The organism is Sphingopyxis sp. GW821-FHT02C12 (assembly GCF_059421785.1).
This window is the reverse complement of record NZ_JBWKVQ010000001.1, coordinates 1-20962: the sequence shown is the minus strand read 5'-3', so window position 1 is coordinate 20962 and position 20962 is coordinate 1. Positions and strand designations below refer to the sequence as shown.

The 20962-nt window shown below is 66.5% G+C and carries 19 protein-coding genes and 1 pseudogene; 7 read left to right on the top strand and 13 right to left on the bottom strand.

Annotated elements, in window-relative coordinates; translation table 11 throughout:
- Nucleotides 1–58 precede the first annotated feature (58 nt).
- The gene (gene serA / locus AC07U1_RS00100; RefSeq protein WP_056343009.1) at nt 59–1645 is read right to left on the bottom strand and encodes a phosphoglycerate dehydrogenase; all 1587 of its coding nucleotides are present in this window, start codon (nt 1643–1645) and stop codon (nt 59–61) included.
- Between the two features lie 84 nt (nt 1646–1729).
- Nucleotides 1730–2857 carry a phosphoserine transaminase gene (locus AC07U1_RS00095; RefSeq protein ID WP_495178495.1) on the bottom strand — a complete coding sequence of 376 codons (1128 nt, stop codon included), beginning with the start codon at nt 2855–2857 and terminating at the stop codon, nt 1730–1732.
- A gap of 207 nt (nt 2858–3064) precedes the next feature.
- Between AC07U1_RS00095 and AC07U1_RS00090 the strand changes: the two genes are divergently transcribed.
- Nucleotides 3065–3730 carry an extensin family protein gene (locus tag AC07U1_RS00090; protein WP_495197609.1) on the top strand — a complete coding sequence of 222 codons (666 nt, stop codon included), beginning with the start codon at nt 3065–3067 and terminating at the stop codon, nt 3728–3730.
- A gap of 48 nt (nt 3731–3778) precedes the next feature.
- On the top strand, nt 3779–4651 hold the full coding sequence (locus tag AC07U1_RS00085) for an LOG family protein (protein ID WP_187141593.1): 873 nt from the start codon (nt 3779–3781) through the stop codon (nt 4649–4651).
- Nucleotides 4652–4689: 38 nt separating this feature from the next.
- On the opposite strand, the gene AC07U1_RS00080 is transcribed toward AC07U1_RS00085, so the two are convergent.
- On the bottom strand, nt 4690–5130 hold the full coding sequence (locus tag AC07U1_RS00080; RefSeq protein WP_495178493.1) for a c-type cytochrome: 441 nt from the start codon (nt 5128–5130) through the stop codon (nt 4690–4692).
- Complete coding sequence (locus tag AC07U1_RS00075; RefSeq protein WP_495178492.1) at nt 5130–5777, bottom strand: c-type cytochrome; 648 nt, start codon at nt 5775–5777, stop codon at nt 5130–5132. Before AC07U1_RS00075 ends, AC07U1_RS00080 begins: the two co-directional genes overlap by 1 nt.
- A 168-nt stretch (nt 5778–5945) precedes the next feature.
- Here AC07U1_RS00075 and AC07U1_RS00070 point away from each other — a divergent pair, with 168 nt between their 5' ends.
- Nucleotides 5946–6836: a prephenate dehydratase gene (locus AC07U1_RS00070; protein WP_056342993.1), complete on the top strand. Its 891-nt coding sequence runs from the start codon at nt 5946–5948 to the stop codon at nt 6834–6836.
- On the opposite strand, the gene AC07U1_RS00065 is transcribed toward AC07U1_RS00070, so the two are convergent.
- Together AC07U1_RS00065 and AC07U1_RS00060 are read right to left on the bottom strand one after the other, a co-directional pair.
- Nucleotides 6833–8074 (bottom strand): hypothetical protein, encoded by a 1242-nt coding sequence (locus tag AC07U1_RS00065; protein ID WP_495178491.1) that lies wholly within the window; start codon nt 8072–8074, stop codon nt 6833–6835. The two genes, AC07U1_RS00070 and AC07U1_RS00065, sit on opposite strands and share 4 nt — an antisense overlap.
- Nucleotides 8075–8141: 67 nt before the next feature.
- Nucleotides 8142–8819 carry a CDP-alcohol phosphatidyltransferase family protein gene (locus AC07U1_RS00060; RefSeq protein ID WP_056342988.1) on the bottom strand — a complete coding sequence of 226 codons (678 nt, stop codon included), beginning with the start codon at nt 8817–8819 and terminating at the stop codon, nt 8142–8144.
- A gap of 187 nt (nt 8820–9006) precedes the next feature.
- On the opposite strand from AC07U1_RS00060, the gene AC07U1_RS00055 reads away from it, so the two are divergent.
- Complete coding sequence (locus AC07U1_RS00055) at nt 9007–9639, top strand: DUF805 domain-containing protein (RefSeq protein WP_495178490.1); 633 nt, start codon at nt 9007–9009, stop codon at nt 9637–9639.
- Nucleotides 9640–9643: 4 nt separating this feature from the next.
- Here AC07U1_RS00055 and AC07U1_RS00050 read toward each other — a convergent pair whose 3' ends face one another.
- From AC07U1_RS00050 to AC07U1_RS00030, 5 genes and pseudogenes are all read right to left on the bottom strand, one after another.
- A complete protein-coding gene (locus tag AC07U1_RS00050; RefSeq protein ID WP_495178886.1) occupies nt 9644–10150 on the bottom strand; it encodes a hypothetical protein in 507 nt (168 codons plus the stop codon).
- Nucleotides 10151–10152: 2 nt separating this feature from the next.
- Nucleotides 10153–12969, bottom strand: coding sequence for a DNA polymerase I (gene polA, locus AC07U1_RS00045; protein ID WP_495178489.1), 2817 nt, complete (start codon nt 12967–12969; stop codon nt 10153–10155).
- 190 nt (nt 12970–13159) lie between these two features.
- Nucleotides 13160–13597, bottom strand: a pseudogene (locus AC07U1_RS00040) (VTT domain-containing protein); the annotation flags it as partial.
- Between the two features lie 167 nt (nt 13598–13764).
- Nucleotides 13765–14943: a formate-dependent phosphoribosylglycinamide formyltransferase gene (purT, locus tag AC07U1_RS00035; protein WP_495178488.1), complete on the bottom strand. Its 1179-nt coding sequence runs from the start codon at nt 14941–14943 to the stop codon at nt 13765–13767.
- Between the two features lie 68 nt (nt 14944–15011).
- Nucleotides 15012–16247, bottom strand: coding sequence for an MFS transporter (locus AC07U1_RS00030; protein ID WP_495178487.1), 1236 nt, complete (start codon nt 16245–16247; stop codon nt 15012–15014).
- Between the two features lie 145 nt (nt 16248–16392).
- Between AC07U1_RS00030 and AC07U1_RS00025 the strand changes: the two genes are divergently transcribed.
- Entirely contained in the window at nt 16393–16869 is a 477-nt protein-coding gene (locus tag AC07U1_RS00025) for a methylated-DNA--[protein]-cysteine S-methyltransferase (protein WP_495178486.1), read from the top strand.
- Between the two features lie 13 nt (nt 16870–16882).
- On the opposite strand, the gene AC07U1_RS00020 is transcribed toward AC07U1_RS00025, so the two are convergent.
- Nucleotides 16883–17473, bottom strand: coding sequence for a hypothetical protein (locus AC07U1_RS00020; protein WP_495178485.1), 591 nt, complete (start codon nt 17471–17473; stop codon nt 16883–16885).
- Nucleotides 17474–17590: 117 nt separating this feature from the next.
- On the bottom strand, nt 17591–18463 hold the full coding sequence (locus AC07U1_RS00015; protein WP_495178484.1) for a helix-turn-helix transcriptional regulator: 873 nt from the start codon (nt 18461–18463) through the stop codon (nt 17591–17593).
- 191 nt (nt 18464–18654) lie between these two features.
- Between AC07U1_RS00015 and cysD the strand changes: the two genes are divergently transcribed.
- Both cysD and cysN read left to right on the top strand, forming a co-directional pair.
- A complete protein-coding gene (cysD, locus tag AC07U1_RS00010) occupies nt 18655–19569 on the top strand; it encodes a sulfate adenylyltransferase subunit CysD (protein ID WP_495178483.1) in 915 nt (304 codons plus the stop codon).
- Nucleotides 19569–20962, top strand: a 1394-nt coding sequence (gene cysN, locus AC07U1_RS00005; RefSeq protein WP_495178482.1) for a sulfate adenylyltransferase subunit CysN, incomplete at its 3' end; no start/stop codon positions are given. The genes cysD and cysN, both read left to right, overlap by 1 nt.

The window sequence follows — 20962 nt, the reverse complement described above, 5'->3', positions numbered from 1 at the left end:
GAGAGAGCCTGATTGGGCATCCCGGTCCACCCGACGCGGACTGGCAGGGCAGGAAGTCCTAGAACTTCAAACCCTTCACCGTCTTCACGCCGGGCAGCTGGCACAGCTGCCACAGCAGGGGTTCGGGCATCGGCGAGTCGAGGCTGAGCAGCAGCACCGCTTCGCCCCCGGCGGCGCGGCGGCCGAGGTGGAAGGTGCCGATGTTGAGCCCGGCTTCGCCGAGTGCGGTGCCGATGCGGCCGATGAAGCCGGGCGCATCCTCGTTGACGATGTAGAGCATGTGGCCGTCGAGATCGGCCTCGACCTTGATGCCGAACATTTCGACCAGGCGCGGGTCGCCGTTGCTGAACAAGGTGCCGGCAACCGAGCGGTCGCCGTCGCTCGTCGCCACCGTGACGCGGACGAGCGTGTGATAGTCGCCGTCGCGATCATGACGCACTTCGCGCACATCGAGCCCGCGTTCGCGAGCGAGATGCGGCGCGTTGACCATGTTCACGCTGTCCGAATAGCGGCGCATCAGGCCGGTGAGCACCGCGGCGGTGATCGGCTTGAGGTTGAGTTCGGCTGCCGCACCCTCGACCTCGACCGAGATCGTCGTGAGATTGTCGTGCGCGAGCTGGCCGACGAGGCTGCCGAGCTTTTCGGCGAGGCTCATATAGGGGCGCAGCTTCGGCGCTTCCTCGGCCGAGAGGCTCGGCACGTTGAGCGCGTTGGTGATGCCGCCGGTGAGCAGGTAATCCGACAGCTGCTCGGCCACCTGAATGGCGACATTGACCTGCGCCTCGTCGGTCGACGCGCCGAGGTGCGGGGTGCAGATGAAGTTCGGTGCGCCGAACAGCGGGTGATCGGCCGCCGGCGGTTCGGTCTGGAACACGTCGAGCGCGGCGCCCGCGACATGGCCGCTGTCGAGCGCGTCCTTGAGCGCCGCCTCATCGATCAACCCGCCGCGCGCGCAGTTGATGATCCGCACGCCCTTCTTCGCCTTGGCGATATTCTCGGCCGACAATATGTTGCGCGTCTGGTCGGTCAGCGGGGTGTGCAGCGTGATGAAATCGGCCTTGGCGAGTAAGGTGTCGAGATCGGCCTTTTCGACGCCGAGTTCGATCGCGCGCTCGGGGGTCAGGAAGGGGTCGAAAGCGACGACCTTCATGCGCAACCCCAGCGCGCGCTCGGCGACAATGCTGCCGATATTGCCGCAGCCGATCAGGCCGAGCGTCTTCGAGGTCAGCTCGACACCCATGAAGTCGTTCTTCGGCCATTTGCCCGCTTGGGTCCCCGCGTTGGCTTCGGGAATCTGGCGCGCGAGGGCGAACATCATCGCGATCGCATGTTCGGCGGTGGTGATGCTGTTGCCAAACGGCGTGTTCATCACGATGACGCCTTTCTTCGACGCCTCGGGAATGTCGACATTGTCGACGCCGATGCCGGCGCGGCCGACGACCTTCAGGTTCGTTGCGGCGGCGAGGACGTCGGCGGTGACCTTGGTGGCCGAGCGGATCGCGAGACCATCATAATCGCCGATCATCGCGATCAGCTCGTCCTTGGTCTTGCCGGTGATGACATCGACGTCGATGCCGCGTTCCTTGAAGATCGCGGCGGCTTTGGGGTCCATTTTGTCGGAAATGAGAACTTTGGGAGCGGTCATTGTCTGTCTCCGTATCCCGGCGAAAGCCGGGACCTGTAGCGGAATGGGGAAATGGGCCCCGGCTTGCGCCGGGGAACACAAAGGTCAGGCCGAAAGGCTGGCGTAGGCCCAGTCGAGCCACGGCCCGAGCGCTTCGATATCGGCGGTGTCGACGGTCGCGCCGCACCAGATGCGAAGCCCCGGCGGCGCGTCGCGATAGCCCGCGATGTCATAGGCCGCGCCTTCGGCGTCGAGCAGCCCCGCGAACTTCTTGATGAAGCCCTCGTCGGCGCCGGCGACCGACAAACAGACCGAGGTCTTCGACCGGCTGGCGGGATCGGCGGCGAGGTGGCTCAGCCACTCGCGGTCTTCGACGATCTTGTCGAGCGCCGCGGCGTTCGCATCGCTGCGCGCCTTCAGCCCGTCGAGACCGCCGAGCGATTTCGCCCATTCGAGCGCGAAGATCGCGTCTTCGACCGCGAGCATCGACGGGGTGTTGATCGTCTCGCCCTTGAACACGCCCTCGGCGAGCGCGCCCTTGCTGACGAGGCGGAAGACCTTCGGCAGCGGCCAGGCCGGCGTGCAATTCTCGAGGCGTTCGACCGCGCGCGGGCCGAGGATCAGCACGCCATGGCCGCCTTCGCCGCCGAGCACTTTCTGCCAGCTGAAGGTCGCGACGTCGATCTTGTCCCACGGCAGGTCGTAGGCGAACACCGCCGAGGTTGCGTCGGCGAAGCTCAGCCCTTCGCGGTCGGCCGGGATCCAGTCGCCATCGGGGACGCGGACGCCGCTGGTGGTGCCGTTCCAGGTGAACAGCACGTCGTTCGACCAGTCGACCTGCGTCAGGTCGGGAAGCTGGCCGTAATCGGCGCGGATGACGGTGGGGTCGAGCTTGAGCTGCTTCGCAGCATCGGTGACCCAGCCTTCGCCAAAGCTTTCCCAGGCGAGCGTCGTCACAGGGCGGGCGCCGAGCATCGTCCACATCGCCATTTCAAAGGCGCCGGTGTCGGAGCCCGGAACGATGCCGATGCGGTGGGTGTCGGGGAGCTGCAGCATCTCGCGCATCAGGTCGATGCAAAGCTGCAGACGCGTCTTGCCGATCTTGGCGCGATGCGAGCGGCCCAGCGATTCGGTGTTGAGCTTTTCGGGGGACCAGACCGGCGGCTTGGCGCAGGGTCCGGAAGAGAAAAACGGGCGCGCAGGGCGCAATTCGGGTGTCGGCACTTCAGTCATGTTAGTCTCTCCTTGCAGAGAGCTCGCGCGGCGTTGGGACCGCGTGGCCCGGCGCCGCGTTTAGGGAGCGCCGCGTAACTGTCAAACAAATTGCGCCGCCCGGGCGAAATTATCGACGAGCCGATGCCGTGCTTTAAGACTTGTTAACCATGGTGTCGGTAAATTGACGCCATGGCGAAACTCCCGCTTCTCCGGCCCCATATCCTGATGGCGACGATCGCGGCCCTGTCGCTTTCGGCCTGTTTCGGCAGCCCCGACGTGATGAAGCGCAGCGATACGCAGCGCCCGTCGACGGACACGCCCAAACGCCCGCAGATGACCTCGGCACCGTCGTTCAACAGCCCCGAGGCGCGGCAATGCGCGGTCGACCTGAAGCAGGCGGGGGTGAAGTTCACCCCGCTGCCCAATCAGGATCATGGCGGCGGGTGCAGTTCGATCGACGCGGTCAAGCTGCTCGACATCGGTACCCCGACGACGAACCTCGGTGCGATGACCTGTCCCTTGGCGCGCAACTTCGCGGCGTGGGCGCAATATGCGGTGAAGCCCGCGGCGCGGAAATATTTCGGGCAGGAGGTCGTCAAGATCGAGACCTTCGGCACCTACAGCTGCCGCAACATCTACGGCGGCCGTTCGGGCCGGCTGTCGCAGCATGCCTATTCGAACGCGGTCGACGTGTCGGGCTTCGTGCTCGCCGACGGGCGGCGGATCATGCTCGACGGCGGGTGGACGGGCGACAAACCATCGCAGGACTTCCTCCGCGCGTTGCACAAATCGGCGTGCCGGCGCTTTGGCACGGTGCTCAGCCCGGATTACAACGCCGCCCACTATAACCATTTCCACATGGATATGAGCGGCGCCGGATACTGCCGCTAGGGCGCCGCGCACTTGGCTTTCGCGGCGGAAACGGCTAGCCGTCCGCCCATGACAGAAGACAAACAGCCCCATCGTTCGCGTTTCCACAAGGCCAAGGACGACGCGCAGTTCGCCAAGCAGGCGGTATCGACTCCCCAGACCCAGGACCCCGCCTATCGGCTGGCGTTCCAGGACACCGAATTCCTGCTGCGCGAGGATTTGCGTCCGGTACGTTTTCAGCTCGAACTGCTGAAACCCGAACTGATGCTCGACGCGGCGAAAATCGAATCGATGCTCGTCATCTATGGGTCGGCGCGCATCCCGTCGCCCGACAATGCCCAGGCGGTGCTCGACGCGGCGCGGACGCCCGAGGAAAAGCGGATCGCCGAGCGGCTTGCCGCCAAGGCGAAATATTATGAGGAAGCGCGCAAACTGGCACGCATCGCCAGCCAGGTGCCGCCCGACAAGAATGGCTGCCGCAACTTCGTCGTCTGCTCGGGCGGCGGGCCGTCGATCATGGAGGCGGCGAATCGCGGCGCCGACGACGAGGGCAAGGAATCGGTCGGGCTCAACATCGTGCTGCCGCACGAGCAGGCACCGAACCGCTACGTCACCCCGGGGCTGAGTTTCCAGTTCCACTATTTTGCGCTGCGCAAGATGCACTTCCTGCTCCGCGCGCGCGCGGTGTGCGTGTTTCCGGGCGGTTTCGGGACGTTCGACGAGACGTTCGAGCTGTTGACGCTGATCCAGACCGGCAAGATCAAGCCGATCCCGATCGTCCTGTTCAGCCAGGAATTCTGGACCCGCGTCGTCAATTTCGACGCCCTGGTCGAGGAAGGCGTGATCAGCGCGCGCGACCTGTCGCTGTTCCACTTCGTCGAGACCGCCGACGAGGCGTGGGCGATCATCCAGGATTTCTATGCAAAGGTGGCGGCGGAGTAGGCCGATTATTCTCCCTGTCGCGACGCGACGGGGAGGGGCTATTTCGACTGCGCGTCCAGATACAGGATCAGCGCCTTGCGATCGGCATCGTCGGGAATGCCCGCGAACGCCATGCGCGTTCCGGGCACCGCCATCATCGGCTGTTTGAGATAAAGATCGAGCGCCGCGTCGTCCCAGATGCCGCCTTTCGCCTTCATCGCGGACGAATAGCTGAACCCGGCGTGCGAGGCGACCGCGCGGCCGACGACGCCGTGCAGATTGGGTCCGATGGCGTTGTTGCCGCCCTTGTCGATCGTGTGGCACGCGACGCAGCGCTTGAAGATCTGTTCGCCCATCGCGGCGGTGGGTTCGACCGTCGCTTCGGGGGCCCCGGACGGCGCGTCCGGGGTTTCGGCGGCAGGCTTGTCGCCTTTCCCGCAACCCGCCAGCGCGCCCGCAAGCACGAGCGCGCCCGCCAGCACGACGGGCCCGAGACGCATTACTTCTTGGCTTCGGCCGGAGCGGGAGCGGCGCCGGCCGCCGGTGCAGCGGCGCCCTTGTCGGCGGCGGGTGCCGCCGCGCCTTCGGCCGGGGCCGCAGCGGCGTCAGCTGCCGGAGCGGCTTCGGCGGCGGGCAGCGGGACGTTCGAACCCTGGGCGTTCAGATAGACGATCAGGTTCGCGCGATCTTCGGCGCTCGACAGGCCGGCGAACGACATTTTGGTGCCGCTCGCGAACTTGCGCGGGCTGGCGAGCCAATGGTCCATATTCTCGAAGGTCCAGGTGCCGCCGTGGCTCTTGAGCGCGTCGGAGAAAGCGAAGCCGCCCCGGCCGTGGCCGATTTCGTCGCCCACCACCGCATGGAGGTTCGGGCCGACGCCGTTGGCGCCGCCTGCGTTGATTGTGTGGCATGCGGCGCATTTCGCGAACACCGCCTCGCCCTTCGCGACATCCGCCGCGGCGAGCAGGTTGGGAAGCGGGACGGCCGATTCGCCGCCGCCGGCACCGCCTTCGGCGTCCTCGATCGGATAGCCTTCCTTTTCAGGATGATGGTCGGCGAACACCATGCCCGACCCGATGGTCAGACCAAGCGCGCAAATGCCCGCAAAGAGCACCCAGCCGGCGATGGTATTGTTGCGATTGTCCATGCTTTGCAGCCCCGTTCGCTGGCGCCCGCCCATGGACGCTCATATCTGATTTGGACGCTCCCTTACTGGTGCGCGCACGGCGGCGCAAGGGGATGAAAGGCTCTTCACGCCGGTTGCGCGAAAAGGCCCGCGCCGCTATGCGCGCGGCCTCCACGCGGGAAGGCACATATGGGCAGTTATTCGGCATCGGCGCAGGCATTGGTCGACGAAATGAAGGCGGCGGCACTGGCCGAACCGGCGCGTGGCCTTGCGTTTCAGGGCGCGCCGGGCGCCAACAGCGACCTCGCGGCGCGCGAATATGACCCGAATTCGCTTCCCTTGCCCTGCTATTCGTTCGAGGACGCGATCGAGGCGGTGCGCGACGGGCGCGTCGACCGCGCGATCATCCCGATCGAAAACAGTCTGCACGGCCGCGTCGCCGACATCCATTTCCTTCTTCCCGAATCCGGCCTGTCGATCGTCGGCGAGCATTTCCTGCGCATCCGATACGGTCTGATGAGTCGCGACCTCGGCCCGGTGACGCGCGCGATGAGCCATGAACAGGCGCTGGGGCAGTGCCGCAAATGGCTGCGCGGCAACGGCATCGACCCGGTCGCGCACAGCGACACCGCGGGCGCCGCGGCGTGGGTCGCCGACAGCGACGAGGTCGGGCTCGCCGCGCTGGCGCCGCCGCACGCTGCCGACCTCTACGGGCTCAAGCTGCACGAGACCGGGATCGAGGACGCCGACCATAATATGACGCGTTTCGTCGTGCTGGCGCGCGAACCGCTGACCGAACTGCCGCAGGACGTGCCGCTGATGACGACCTTCATCTTCGAGGTCCGCAACATTCCCGCCGCGCTCTACAAGGCGCTCGGCGGCTTCGCGACCAACGGCGTCAACATGACCAAGCTCGAAAGCTATCAGGTCGGTGGCAGCTTCACCGCGACGACCTTTTACGCCGACATCGTCGGGGCGCCGGGCGAGGAACGCATCGACCGCGCGCTCGAAGAGCTCGATTTCCAGACCAAGACGCTGCGGCTGCTCGGGATCTATCGTCAGGCGCGCGCGCGCACCTAGCGCGCCTCGAAATGCGTCGCGGGTTTCGCGTCGCGCGTCGTGACCAGATAGTCGTAACCGAGCAGCATGAACCGCGAAAAGCTCGGCAATTCGCGCAGCGCCTTGCCTTGCAGTTTGTGGCGCAGCGGCGCGAGCGGGATCAGGACATGGCCCGTCGCGGGCAGGCTGTCGCGGGCGATGCCTGCGGCGTCGAGGATCGGGCCGATCGCCTCGTCCTCGTAGGGCGCGACGGCGGTGAAGGCGGTGGGCGACGGCTTGACGGTGCGGACCATCCCCGCCAGCGGCACATAGGCGATGTGAAGCGACGTCTTGCCATTCGCGGCGGCGAGGCCGGGCAGCAGCGATCCGATATCATAGATCGATGTCGGCGTCGTGCCGCGTCCCATATGATAGGCGCCCATCTTGAACAGCACCGTCGGTGCGTTCGGCGCCGCGCCGCGCCAGGCGCGCAGGAAATAGCCGCGCATCAAGGCGGCGCGGACCTCGTTATTCTCCAGATAGCGTCCGCTGTCGTTGAGCTGGTAGATCGCGGCGCTTTTCGCGAGCGCGTCGACGATCGCGAGCGCCTCGACATCGCCGGCGAAGCGCGACCTGAGGTCGGCGAAACCAGCGGGGGTGGTCGTCTGGAGCATGATCGCGTCGAACCGGCCGGCGCCGAGCGCGGTCTTCTCCTTGTCGCGCCACCCTGCGAGCAATTCCGTCGTCGCCTTGTCCTTCGCGCGCTCGGCGAGCAGATCGAGCAGGATCGTGGGCGATCCGACGAATTCCTGGTCGATGCCCCACAGTCGGTCGCTGGCGGCGAAGGGCGCGGCGAGTTTCGCATCCTCGACGTTCGACAGGAAGGGCATAGCAAAGGGCCGTCCGGCGAGCGATTTGCCGAGTGCGTCGGGTCCGCCGTCGCGCAGCGTCTGCCCGGCCCAGCGGGTGGTGACCGGGCCGACCTCGACCGCGTGATAGAGCGGCGCCGCGCCGGGCGGCGCGGCGACGTCATGCGCCAGCGCCATGCCGAGTTCGGGCGATCCCGCAAAGCCATGATCCTCGCCGAGCGCGATGAACTGGACGTCGGCGAGTTCGGCGCGCAGCCGATCGCCGCCGGGACCCGACAGGCCCTCGGCGGAAAAGGCGATCGGCAGGATTTCGATCGGCTCGGGCGCGGATGCGGCAGGATCGGCGGCGGCGGCCGTGAACGGCAGCGCCGCGATCCATGCGGCGGCCAAGGCGGTTTTCCAGAGATTCATGTCGCCCTCCTCTTTTCGGCTAGCTGTATTATTATGACAATACAGTCAAGCGAAAAGGCAGGCGGGTTCAGTCGCGGCGGTGAGCGAGCTGGCGTGCGGTGGCGAAGCTTTGCGTCACGAACAGGGTGACGAGGATGCTGGAGATGGTGAGCCCGAAAAGATCGAAGGGCGAGAAATTGGTGTGCCAGACATCGGCGCCGCCGACGATCGGCATCAACCCGGTCATCGCGATCAGCATCAGCCGCAATTCGGTCGGGCCGCCCGCCATGTAGGAGAGGCGGAATTCGCCGACGACCTTGGCGGCGAGGAAGCTGTGGATCGCCAGCAGCAGATATCCGATCACCGCGATCAGCGCGACGTCGAAGCGCATATAGGGGCTGAGCCCGATGCTGCCGACCATCAGGAAAATGGCAAGGCCGTCGACGCTGTGATCGACGAAATAGCCATAAGAGGGGCGCTCGATCCGGCGCCAGCGTGCGAGGCTGCCGTCGAGCGAATCCCCGAACCAGTGGACGACATAGCCGGCCACCGAGAGCGAGAGCCACGCCGGGCCGAGCCAGCTCAGCATATAACCCATCGCGACCATCACCGCGCCGAGGAAGCCCAAGGTCGTCAGCTGGTCGGGGGTGACCCAGCCGGGAAGGCGCGGGCAGATCCAGTTGAGCAGGCGGCGTTCGCCGCGCGCGAGGATATTCTGCTGGATGCGGACCGGAGGGGTCGCCGCCTGCGGGGGAATGCTGCTCATGTCGGCCTTTCGTCGGGGGCTGTCACATCTGTGTCAGCCAGACGTCACGCGGGCGTCATAGGCGCAATTTCGCAGGGGGGAAAGGGCGCGACCACGCAGCCCGGCTTCGCGGCGGGGCGGATGGACGCGGCATATGCTTGGCGCGCCGTCGCCGAACAGCTATCCGGAAAGCCGAAGGGGGAGACAAATGGCCGATATTTCAATCGGGAGGATCGTGCGGCGCGGGGTGGCGGGGACGATCGATCCCCGCGGGCGCGACGACCGGGTCCAGTTCTGGATCTATTTCGCCATCGTCCTCGCGCCGCTGGTCGCGGTCCAGATGATCGCGCAGGTCGTGCTCACCTTTCCGTCGATCGACCTGCAGGGCGCGATGCAGCCCGATTATGATGCCAAGGCGGCCAATCTGAAGATGATGACCGAGATGTTCGAGGGCATGATCGCGTCGATCTACATCATGGTGGCGATGCATGCGGTGGCCACGCTGCTGTTGTTGACGGCGACCGCGCGTCGCCTGCACGACCGGGGGCGCAGCGGGCTGTTCGCGTTGATCCTGCCGCTTGCGGCGGTGGTGACGGGCATCGATCAGGCGCGTCGTACCGAGCATATCCTGGGCATGATGCCGAAACTGTCAGCGGAACTGGCCGCGCAAAGCGGCCCGCAGCAGCCGGGCGACATTTTCGGGCTGATCGCCAGGATGCAGCCCGAGGCGTCCGGGGTGAGCTGGGCGGCGATCGTTGCCGGCCTCGCGATGCTCGTGCTGGTGATCGAACTGCTGCGGGCCGGAACGCCGGGTCCCAACCGCTTCGGGCCGCAGCCCTGAGGCGTCAATCCTGCCAGGGACCGATTTCGCCGACGTCGCCGATCACGCGGTAGCGCACCGCGTCGCCCTGCCAGGCGACCTCCCACATCGGCGCGGGGCGCGCCCATTCGCCGATCACGAACAGCGGAATCCTGTTCGCCGCGACGAAGGCGAGATCGTCGGCGGTCGGGCCGGGCACGACGGTTTCGGAGCGCTGGTGCAGCCGGACGACCGCGATCGTCCCGGCGGGCGGCGCGGGCAGCGACTGGCGCACCGGCATCGCGAGGCTGCCGCCGATGTCGGGATGGCCATTGCGGTCGCGGTTGAGCAGCAGGATCTTGTCGGCGGTCGGATAAGGTCCCCCGACGGGGCGCCCCGCGACCTTGCGGCCGTTGAGCGCGGCGAACAGGCGCATATCCTCATCGGCGATCGCGGGGATGGCGGCGGGCTGCGGTGCGGTTTCCACAACCGGCGGCGGGACCACCACCGCCGCACCATCCTGAAGCAGCAACGCAGCCGCCAGCGCGAGCATCGTCAATGCGCTTCGCCCCAGCTCTTGCCGGTGCCGATTTCGACCTCCAGCGGGACCGAAAGCGTCAGCGCCGGTTCGGCGGCGCCCATCATCACGCTGCGGATGACGTCGCCCGCCGCGGCGGCCTTGTCCTCGGGCGCTTCGAAGACGAGTTCGTCATGGACCTGTAGGAGCATTTTTACGTCGGACAGGCCGGCCTCGGCGAGCGCGGCGGGCATGCGCGCCATCGCGCGCTTGATCAGGTCGGCGCTGGTGCCCTGGATCGGCGCGTTGATCGCGGCGCGCTCGCTGCCCGCGCGCTCGTTCTGGCTTGCCGCCTTGATCCGCGGGAACCAGGTCTTTCGCCCGAACAGCGTCTCGGTATAGCCCTTGGCGCGGACGCTCTCCAGCGTGTCGGTGATATAATCGCTGATCCCCGGGAAACGCTCGAAATAGCGCGCGATCAGCGCTTGCGCCTCGTCCGGCGTGACCTCAAGCCGGCCGGCGAGACCCCAGCGCGAAATGCCGTAGAGGATCGAGAAATTGACCGTCTTGGCCTTGCCGCGCGTGTCGCGGTTGCTTTCGCCGAACAGCTCGATCGCGGTCGCGGCGTGGATGTCCTGCCCCTGCGCAAAGGCTTCCTTCAGTTCGGGCACATCGGCCATATGCGCGGCGAGGCGCAGTTCGATCTGGCTATAGTCGGCCGCGATCAGGACATGACCCGGCGCGGCGATGAAGGCATCGCGGATCTGGCGCCCGGTCTCGGTGCGGATCGGAATGTTCTGAAGGTTCGGATCGGTCGACGACAGCCGTCCGGTTTGCGCGCCGACGAGGCTGTAACTGGTGTGGACGCGGCCCGTCTTCGGATTGATCTGCTGCTGCAAGGCGTCGGTATAGGTCGACTTCAGCTTGGCGAGCTGGCGCCATTCGAGGATTTTGCGCGCGATCGGCACGCCGTCGCGTTCGAGCCGTTCGAGCTCGTTCTGGTCGGTCGACCAGTCGCCCGACTTGCCCTTGCGTCCGCCCTTGAGGCCGAGCTTGTCGAACAATATTTCGCCGAGCTGCTTGGGGCTGCCGATGGCGAAGGGCTGGCCCGCGAGGGTGTGGATTTCGCCCTCGATGCGCAGCATCTCGGTCGCGAACTCGCCCGACAGCTTCGCCAGATAGTCGCGATTGACCATGATCCCGGCGCGTTCCATCGCCTCGACGATCGCGGCGAGCGGGCGGTCGACCATTTCGTATACGCGGGTGCCGCCTTCGAGCGGCAGGCGGAGCTTGAGCAGCTTCCACAGGCGCCATGCGACCTCGGCGTCTTCGGCGGCATATTCGGTCGCGCGGTCGAGCTGGACCTCGGCAAAGCTGATCTGCGACTTGCCGGTCCCGCACATCTCCTTGAAGGTGAGGCAGATGTGATCGAGGTGGAGCTTCGCCAGCTCGTCGAGCCCATGCTGATGCTTGCCCGCGTCGAGCGCGAAGCTCATCACCAGCGTGTCGTCATAGGGCGCGATCACGATGTCGTGCTGCGCGAGCACACCGATGTCATATTTCAGGTTATGCCCGACCTTGAGCACCGCATCGTCGGCGAACAGCGGGCGCAGGCGATCGAGCGCTTCGCCCAGGGGAATCTGGTCGGGCTTTTCGGCGAACATGTCGGTGCCGCCATGGCCGAGCGGGATGTAGCAGGCTTTGCCGGCACCGGTCGACAGGCTGACCCCGACAAGGGTGCCCGTGACGCTGTCGAGGCTCGCGGTTTCGGTGTCGACCGCGACGACATGCGCCGCTTTGGCCATTGCGATCCAGCGGTCGAGCGCCTCGATCGTCGTCACCGTCTCGTAAAGCGAGCGGTCGATCGCCGGCATCGGGGGCAGGGTCGGGGTCGAGGGTGCGCCAGCGGGAACCGGCGCGGGGGCCGCGCCGGTGCGCGGCAGCGTCGGCGGGCCGCCGGGGGTCGCGCCGAGATCGAGCTTCGCCGACAGCGAGCGGAAACCATGTTCGTCGAGGAAGAGCTTCAAGGGTTCGGGCGGGATCGCGCCGAGCTTGAGCTGGTCGAGCGTGTCGGGCATCGGGGTGTCGCGCTTCAGCTCGACGAGGATACGCGACAGCCGCGCCATATCGGCATGCTCGATCAGATTGTCGCGCAGTTTCGACGGCTTCATCGTCTCGGCACCCGCGAGCGCCTTTTCGAGGTCGCCATATTCGACGATCAGCTTGGTCGCGGTCTTCGGCCCGACCCCGCGCACGCCGGGGACATTGTCGACCGCGTCGCCCATCAGCGCGAGCACGTCGCCGACGAGGTCGGGGGTGACGCCGAATTTCTCGTTCACCGCGTCGAGGCCGAGGCGGACATTCTTCATCGTGTCGAGCATGTCGACCTGCGGCGCGTCGCCCGCCGGCTCGCGGATGAGCTGCATCAGATCCTTGTCGGAGGAGACGATGGTAACGTCCCAGCCAGCGGCGACCGCCGCCTCGGTATAGCTCGCGATCAAATCGTCGGCTTCGAAACCCTCAAGCTCGATGCACGGCAGCGAGAAGGCGCGCGTCGCGTCGCGGATCAGCGGAAATTGCGGGCGCAGGTCCTCGGGCGGCTCGGGCCGGTTCGCCTTATACTGGTCGTAGATGTCGTTACGGAACGACTTGCTCGAGTGGTCGAGGATCACCGCCAGATGCGTCGGCCCGTCGGCGTCGTGCAGGTCCTTCGCCAGCTTCCACAACATCGTCGTATAGCCATAGACCGCGCCGACCGGCGTCCCTTGCGGGTTCGTCAGCGGCGGCAGGCGGTGATAGGCGCGGAAGATGTAGCTGGAGCCATCGACCAGATAGAGATGATTCTTTTCCGACATGGCGCGGATGTAGCAGCGGCCGGCGGGGCGGCCTAGGGCGATGTTCCTGCTTTCTTCCCGGTCGCGCGCATCGCCGGGTGCGCCAGCGCTCGATGCCTTGCCAGCTCAGCCAGAAGAGCAGGGGAAGGCCCACGGCACCAAGCATCAGCAGTTCTGTCGAGGCCTGCTCGATCGCTGCGGCCCCGATCGCCGCGAACAGCATCGCGACGCCGAGGTTGGCGAGCGCCATGACGAGCGCGAAGCGCGCGAAGGCCATGGCGGATACGCCTGCGGCGATCGCCATCACCTCGGCCAGGACCGGGACCGGTCGCGAGAGGATCAGCGCGATCGGCCCTGCGCGTTCGGCGAGGGCATGGGCCTTTTCGACATCGTCGGCGCCGAGCCAGCGTTTCGCGAGCGGGCGCGCGGCCCAGCGGCCGACGGCATAGCCGGCGAGGCTCGCCCCCATCAGCCCGAGCCAGATGACGAGCGTCCCGACCGGGAACCCGAAGGCCGCCCCCGCGAGCGTGTTGGTGACGCCGTTGGGCACTGGCAGGAACAGGTCGAGGGTAAGCGCGGCGATGATGAAGGCGGCGGCGGCGATCGGACGCTCGTCGGCTGCGGCAAGGACGGCGTCGCTTGCCGCCATGAACTGGTCGCGAAAGATCAGCGGCAGGCCGATGACGAGGAACAGCAGCGCGACGATTGCGAGCCAGCGAAGGAGCGGGACAGGGCGCTTTGCCATGGCGCAGCTTAGCGCGCGGAGGATTCGATACAATCCTTCGTCATTGCTTCGCCGCGCTCGCAATGGCGGGGCTATTTATAGTCGATATGCAGCTTTGCCGCCGCCGCGACCGCGGCATCGCGCGCATCGTCGGTCGTGCCGCTCGCGACCTTTGCGAGCGCAACGCCCATGCGGCGCCAGGGGCGGGTGACGGGCTTGCCGAAGATGCGGGCGTCGACCGACGTTTCGGCGTCGGGCTGGGCCAGTGCTTCGGCGAGGCCGGTGATCGCGAAATCGCTCGCGTCGCGATCGGCCAGCAATACCGCGCTGGCGCTGGCATCGGGCACGGCGATGACGGGGATCGGCAGGCCGAGAATGGCGCGCGCGTGGAGGTCGAATTGCGTCAGCTGCTGCGAGATCAGCGTCACCATGCCGGTGTCGTGCGGGCGGGGCGAGAGTTCGGAGAAGATCACCGCGTCGCCCTTGACGAAAAACTCGACCCCGAAAATGCCGTGGCCGCCGAGCGCATCGACGACCTTGGTCGCCATGTCCTGCGCCGATTGCAACGCGGCGGTCGACATCGCCGCAGGCTGCCAGCTTTCGCGATAGTCGCCGCGTTCCTGGCGGTGGCCGATCGGCGGGCAGAAGGTCACGCCATCCTTGTGGCGCACCGTCAACAGCGTGATCTCGTAATCGAAGTCGATGAAGGCTTCTGCGATCACCCGCAGCCGGTCGCCGCGCATGCCCGCGGCGGCATAGTCCCAGGCGGCATCGATGTCGGCGGCCGTCTTGACGGTGCTTTGGCCCTTGCCCGACGACGACATCACCGGCTTGACGACGAGCGGGAAGCCGATGCGGTTCGCGGCGGCGGCAAGTTCCTCGCGGGTGGTCGCATATTCGAAGGTCGAGGTGGTGAGCTTCAACTCGCTCGCGGCAAGATCGCGGATCGCGTCGCGGTTCATCGTCAGCTGCGCGGCGCGCGCGCTGGGGACGACATGGAACCCTTCGGCTTCGACCTCGGCAAGGATTTCGGTGCGGATCGCCTCGACCTCGGGGACGATATGGTCGGGGCGATGCTTTTCGATCGTCGCGCGCAGCGCGTCGCCGTCGAGCATCGAAAAGACTTCGAAGCTATCCGCGACCTGCATCGCGGGCGCGCCGGCATAGCTGTCGCAGGCGATGACGCGGCATCCGAGGCGCTTCGCCGAAATCACGAATTCACGCCCGAGTTCGCCCGAGCCGAGCAGCAAGATGGTGGCGGTGGGGGTCATGGCGCGCTCCGAAGCAAAGGGGATGTTCGCGCTCTAATAATGCACGCGGCGATTGGCCAGCCGATGAATCACAGATCGGCGGCGCGAATTTCGGGAATGAGTTTCCACCATAGCACGGCACCCAGCGCGCCCAGCGCGGCGGCCGACGCAAAGGCCCAGCCATAGCCGCCAAGATAGTCGATGATCAGTCCGGTGACGATCGGTCCGACGATACCCGACACATTGCCCAGCGCATTTTGTACGCCGATCCAGCTTCCCGCGGCGCGGGGGCCGGCGAAGATCTGGCCGATCGCGAACAGGTTGGTCGCGATCAGCCCGGTCCCGACCCCGGCGAGCGCCAGCCAGGCGGCGAGGGCGAAAACATTGTCGCTGGCGCCGATCCCCGCGATCGCGGCGGCGGTCGACAAATGGCCCGCGATCATCAGCTTGCGGCGCAGTTCGCCCTCTTCGGCGCCGCGCGCGACCATGCGGTCCGACAGCCATCCCGCGCCCAGCGCGACGACGCCCTGCGTCGTGAAGCCCAGCGTCGTCAGTGCGGTCATCTCGGGAATCGAATAGCCCTCGGTGTTGACGAGATAGAGCGGCAACCAGGCGAGGAGGAAGTAGAAGCCATAGTTGGAGAGGAAATGCACCGCCCCCATTTTCCACAGCGCCGCGATGGCGAGCAGGCGCGTCAGGGGGACGCGCTCTCCGGCGGCGGCGGCGATGCGCTTCGCGCGCAGCGGTGCCGAAGCGATCTGCCAGGGGATGAGCCAGAGCAAGGTTCCCAGCCCGAAAATCCAGAAGACCGGTCGCCATCCCCATTCGCCGAGGATCGCGCCGCCGAACAGCACCCCCACCGCCGGACCGAAGGCGAGCGCCGCGGAGACCGAGGCATTGGCGATGCCGCGGCGCTCGGCCGGAACCTCGGCGGCGAAGATCTTGCTGCTGCCCGGAAAGGCGATGCTCTCGCCCAGCCCGAGGAACAGCCGCAGCAGGATCAGCGACGCGAGCCCGCCGACGAACCCGGTCAGCGCGGTGCTGATCGCCCAGATCGCGACGCCGATCGCGAAGACGCGATAAACGCAGAAGCGGTCGCACAGCCAGCCGATGAACAGGCAGGCCGGCGCATAGACCCAGAAAAAGGCCGAAACCGCAAAACCGAAGCCCGTGGCGGAGAGTTTCAGCTCTTCCTTCATCAGCGGCGCCGCGACGCCGATCGCGCCGCGGTCGACATAGTTGAGCAGGACCGATAGCGCGATCAGGACGACGATCCACGTCAGCCGGACCGGGCTGTGCCGCGTGTCGCTGTTCGCTGTCGCCATATCCTGTCCCCCGCCCGGTCCATGGGCTATCACAGCCGGTGAAAGAGGCTAGAAAATTCGGCGGGGCGATTGGGCGCAAGATACGGGACGCGCTTCGCCGCAATCCTCGCCATAGACCGAGCGTCACAGTTCAAGGAATGGCCGCATGACGCATGTTTTCAAAACCATCTGGTCGCCGGTCGGCGAACTGACCCTCGTCGCCGATGCCAACGGCCTCGCCGCGATCCTGTGGGAGAATGACCGGCCGGGCCGCGTCCGCCTCGGTCCGCTGACCGAGGCGCCGGATCATCCGCTGCTGGTCGAGACCGAACGCCAGCTCGGCGAATATTTCGCCGGCGACCGGCGGCGTTTCGATGTGCCGCTCTCCTTCGCCGGGACCGCCTTCCAGAAAAGCGTGTGGGTGGCGCTGCTCGCCATCCCGTTCGGCGAGACGCGCAGCTATGGCGAGGTCGCGGCGCAGATTGGCAAGCCCGGCGCGTCGCGCGCGGTCGGCGCTGCCAACGGCCGCAACCCCATCTCGATCATCGCCCCATGCCACCGCGTGATCGGATCGACGGGGAAACTCACCGGCTTTGCGGGCGGGATGGAGGCGAAACAATATCTGCTCGAACTGGAGCGATAGGCGCGTCATCGCCTTAATCGATCAGGCACACCGTCCCCGCCCAGATGCTGGTGACCAGCCCGTCGATTCCATCGATGTCGAGCAAGCCGACGAGGTCGCCGGTGCTGAACAACAGCCCGAGCGACGAATCCTCGACGTCGACCTTGTACGCGGCGTCGAGTTGCTGGCGCGTCGAGCCGACGCCGATGCCCTTCGCGGTGCGCAGCGGCGATTCGCCGCCGTTGATCGTCCAGCCGACGAACTTGTTCTCCTGGAAGGTCAGCTGGAGATCGTCCCTGTAGCTGGTGTAGTCGATTTTTCCGGCGCCGCATTCGGCGCTCGAACCCTTGCCCAGCTGTTCGCCCTGAACGGAGCCGACCATCCGTTCGGCACTGGCACGCGGGATGCCAAAGGGGACCAGCCTGGCCTTGCCCGACGGCGTTTCGACGATCGACAGCCCGTCGGGAGCCAGCGTCAGCGCGGCGGTGGTTTTGGCGGGCGCGGCCGTGGCGGCAGGCGCGGCGGCGGCGGTTTCGCCGGTCGTTCCCTCTGGCGTCTCCGTCTCGCTGGCCGGCGACGAACAGGCGGCCAGCATCGTCACGACCCAGACCCAGGCGGTTTTCATCGCGTCGCTCCCACTCGTGATTTGGGACCGTTGTAACCCAGTCCTGCCGCAGCCGCGAGCGTTCGTCGAAGGCCTTGCCGATGGCGTCGATCCATCCCCGGCACCGATCGCCGGTTTCTAGTTGCTGCGCTGGCGCAGGCTTGCCGGGGAAAAGCCGAACCGGCTCTTGAAGGCGTTGGAAAGATGCGCCTGATCGGCAAAGCCGCAGCGGTGTGCGATGTCGACCAGCGCCGCGCCGCGGCGCGCCAGGTCCATCGCGGTCGACAGGCGGATGTCCTGCAGGAAGCCGTGCGGGGTGACGCCGACCTCGCGCTTGAACTCGCGCGCGAAATGGGCGCAGGAATAGCCGAGGCGGTCGGCCATGTCCTGGACGCCGATCTTCGCCTCCAGATTGCCTTCGATCCAGACGCGCAGATCGGCGACCATATAGGGCGCGATGCCGCCGCGCGCCGATGCGGCGGGCGACGCGGGCGCGCGTTGGTGCATCGCCAGGATGAAGCTGTCGATCAGCGACTGGGCCAGTGCGCGATCGCCGCTGGTATCGCGTTGCTCGTGGCAGAGTTGCTCGATCAGCGCCTGGAACAACAGCGACAAAATCTGGTCATGGTCCGACCAGCCCGAGGTGTCGTCGGAACCCCGCCGCGCCCCCAGCGCCGGATGGTCGACGATCGCAAAGGCCCAGCGAGTCCACAGATCGTGCCGGATATTGAGCGGGGTACCCGCGGGATGGATGAACAATTGATGCGAGGGCAGGGTGGCGGGAACCCATCGGCCATTTTCGTGGATTTCGACCGCCAGCGGCTGCCCGGTGATCTGCATGCCGATCAAATGGCCTTGCAGCATCAGCGACCGGACGTCGCAGCCGCGATTGTGGCCGACCTCCAGATGCATCCCGCGCCAGCCCTTTTGCGACGAACAGCGTTCGACGACCAGGTCTGACTGGTGGCGCGCATAGATCGCGCGATCACTCTTAAAGAAGCTTCCCAGCATCCTTGCCTCCCGCGATGCCGTGCTTTGATGCGCGGTCGTCGACAGCTTATCACGCCCGGTCGGGCATGGAAAGATATCTAGTCAGTCGATTAATTAGCAGGATTCTACAAATTAGCAGGAATCGTCAAGAGCCGGGCGCGCAGCCTTCCTAAGAGCGGGTCATGAGACCGGCAAATTTCCAATCCCCCCGCATGCCCGCAGCCCGCAATGCGCTGACCCATCTCGACCGCTTGGAGTCGGAGGCGATTCACATCATGCGTGAGGTGCTGGCGGATGCGGCGGCGCCGGTGATGCTGTACTCGGTGGGCAAGGACAGCGCGGTGATGCTGCACCTGGCGCGCAAGGCTTTCTATCCCTCGCCGCCGCCGTTCCCGCTGCTCCACGTCGATACGACGTGGAAGTTCCAGGCGATGTATGAGCTGCGCGACCGGATGGCGGCCGAGAGCGGCATGGAGCTGCTCGTCTATCAAAACCCCGAGGCGAAGGCGCGGGGGATCAACCCGTTCGACCATGGCCCGCTGCACACCGACATGTGGAAGACCGAAGGGCTGAAGCAGGCGCTCGATTTGCATGGCTTCGACGTCGCCTTCGGTGGCGCGCGGCGCGACGAGGAGAAGAGCCGCGCCAAGGAGCGCATCTTCTCGTTCCGCACCGCGAGCCACGGCTGGGATCCGAAGAAGCAGCGGCCCGAGCTGTGGAACCTCTACAACGCCCGCAAGGCGAAGGGCGAGAGCATCCGCGTCTTCCCGATCTCGAACTGGACCGAGCTCGATATCTGGCAATATATCGCCCGCGAGGCGATCCCGATCGTGCCGCTCTACTTCTCGGCGCCGCGCCCGACGGTGGAGCGCGACGGGCTGCTGCTGATGGTCGACGACGACCGCTTCCCGCTCAAGGACGGCGAGGTTCCCGTGACCCGCTCGATCCGCTTCCGTACGCTGGGCTGCTATCCGCTCACCGGCGCGGTCGAGAGCGAGGCGGCGACCTTGAGCGAAGTGATCCAGGAGATGCTGCTGACGACGACGTCGGAACGGCAGGGCCGGGCGATCGACAAGGACGGCGGCGACGCCAGCATGGAGAAGAAGAAGCAGGAGGGGTATTTCTGATGACCGACAGCCCCCCCGAGGCACCCGCTGCCCCCGTCTACGTCACCGACGCCCTCATCGCCGAGGATATCGACGCCTATCTCGCGCAGCATCAGCAAAAGTCTTTGCTGCGCTTCATCACCTGCGGCTCGGTCGACGACGGCAAGTCGACGCTGATCGGACGGCTGCTCTACGACAGCAAGATGATCTTCGAGGATCAGCTGGCGGCCTTGGAAGCCGACAGCAAGCGCGTCGGCACCCAGGGCGGCGAGATCGACTTCGCGCTGCTCGTCGACGGCCTCGCCGCCGAGCGCGAGCAGGGGATCACGATCGACGTCGCCTACCGCTTCTTCACCACCGAGAAGCGCAAGTTCATCGTCGCCGACACCCCGGGGCACGAGCAATATACCCGCAACATGGTCACCGGCGCGAGCACCGCCGACCTCGCGGTCATCCTGATCGACGCGCGCAAGGGCGTGCTGACCCAGACGCGGCGCCACAGCTTCCTCGCGCACCTCATCGGCATCCGCCATATCATACTCGCGGTGAACAAGATGGACCTCGTCGACTACGACAAGGCCGTCTTCGAGCGCATCCTGCTCAGCTACCGGGCGTTCGCGACCGAGATCGGCATCACCCAGTTCACCGCGATCCCGATCTCGGGGTTCAAGGGCGACAATATCACCGCCCTGTCGGACAACACCCCCTGGTACAAGGGGCCGGCGCTGGTCGAGCATCTCGAGAGCGTCGAGGTCGCCGCGCAGCGCGATGTCGAGACGCCGTTCCGCATGCCGGTGCAATGGGTCAACCGCCCGAACCTCGACTTCCGCGGCTTCTCCGGCCTCATCGCGGGCGGATCGATCAAGCCCGGCGATGCGGTGCGGGTGCTGCCGAGCGGCAAGACCTCGACCGTCAGCCGCATCGTCACCCTCGACGGCGACCTCGAAGAGGCCGTCGCGGGGCAGTCGGTGACGCTCTGCCTCGCCGACGAGGTCGACTGTTCGCGCGGCGATGTGATCGCGGCCGCCGACGCGCCGCCCGAAGTGGCCGACCGGTTCGAGGCGACGCTCGTCTGGATGGCCGACGAGGCGATGATCGCGGGGCGCGCTTACTGGCTCAAGCTCGCGACGCAGACTGTGTCGGCGACGGTGCAGGCGCCGAAATATGAGATCAACGTCAACACCCTCGACCATCTCGCGGCCAAGACGCTCGAGCTCAACGGCATCGGCGTCGTCGAGGTCGCGACCGACAAGCCGCTGGTGTTCGAAGCCTATGGCGACAACCGCACGCTCGGCGGGTTCATCCTCATCGACAAGCTGACCAACGCGACGGTCGCCGCGGGCATGCTGCACTTCAGCCTGCGCCGCGCCCAGAATGTCCATTGGCAGGCGCTCGACATCGGCCGCGAGGCGCA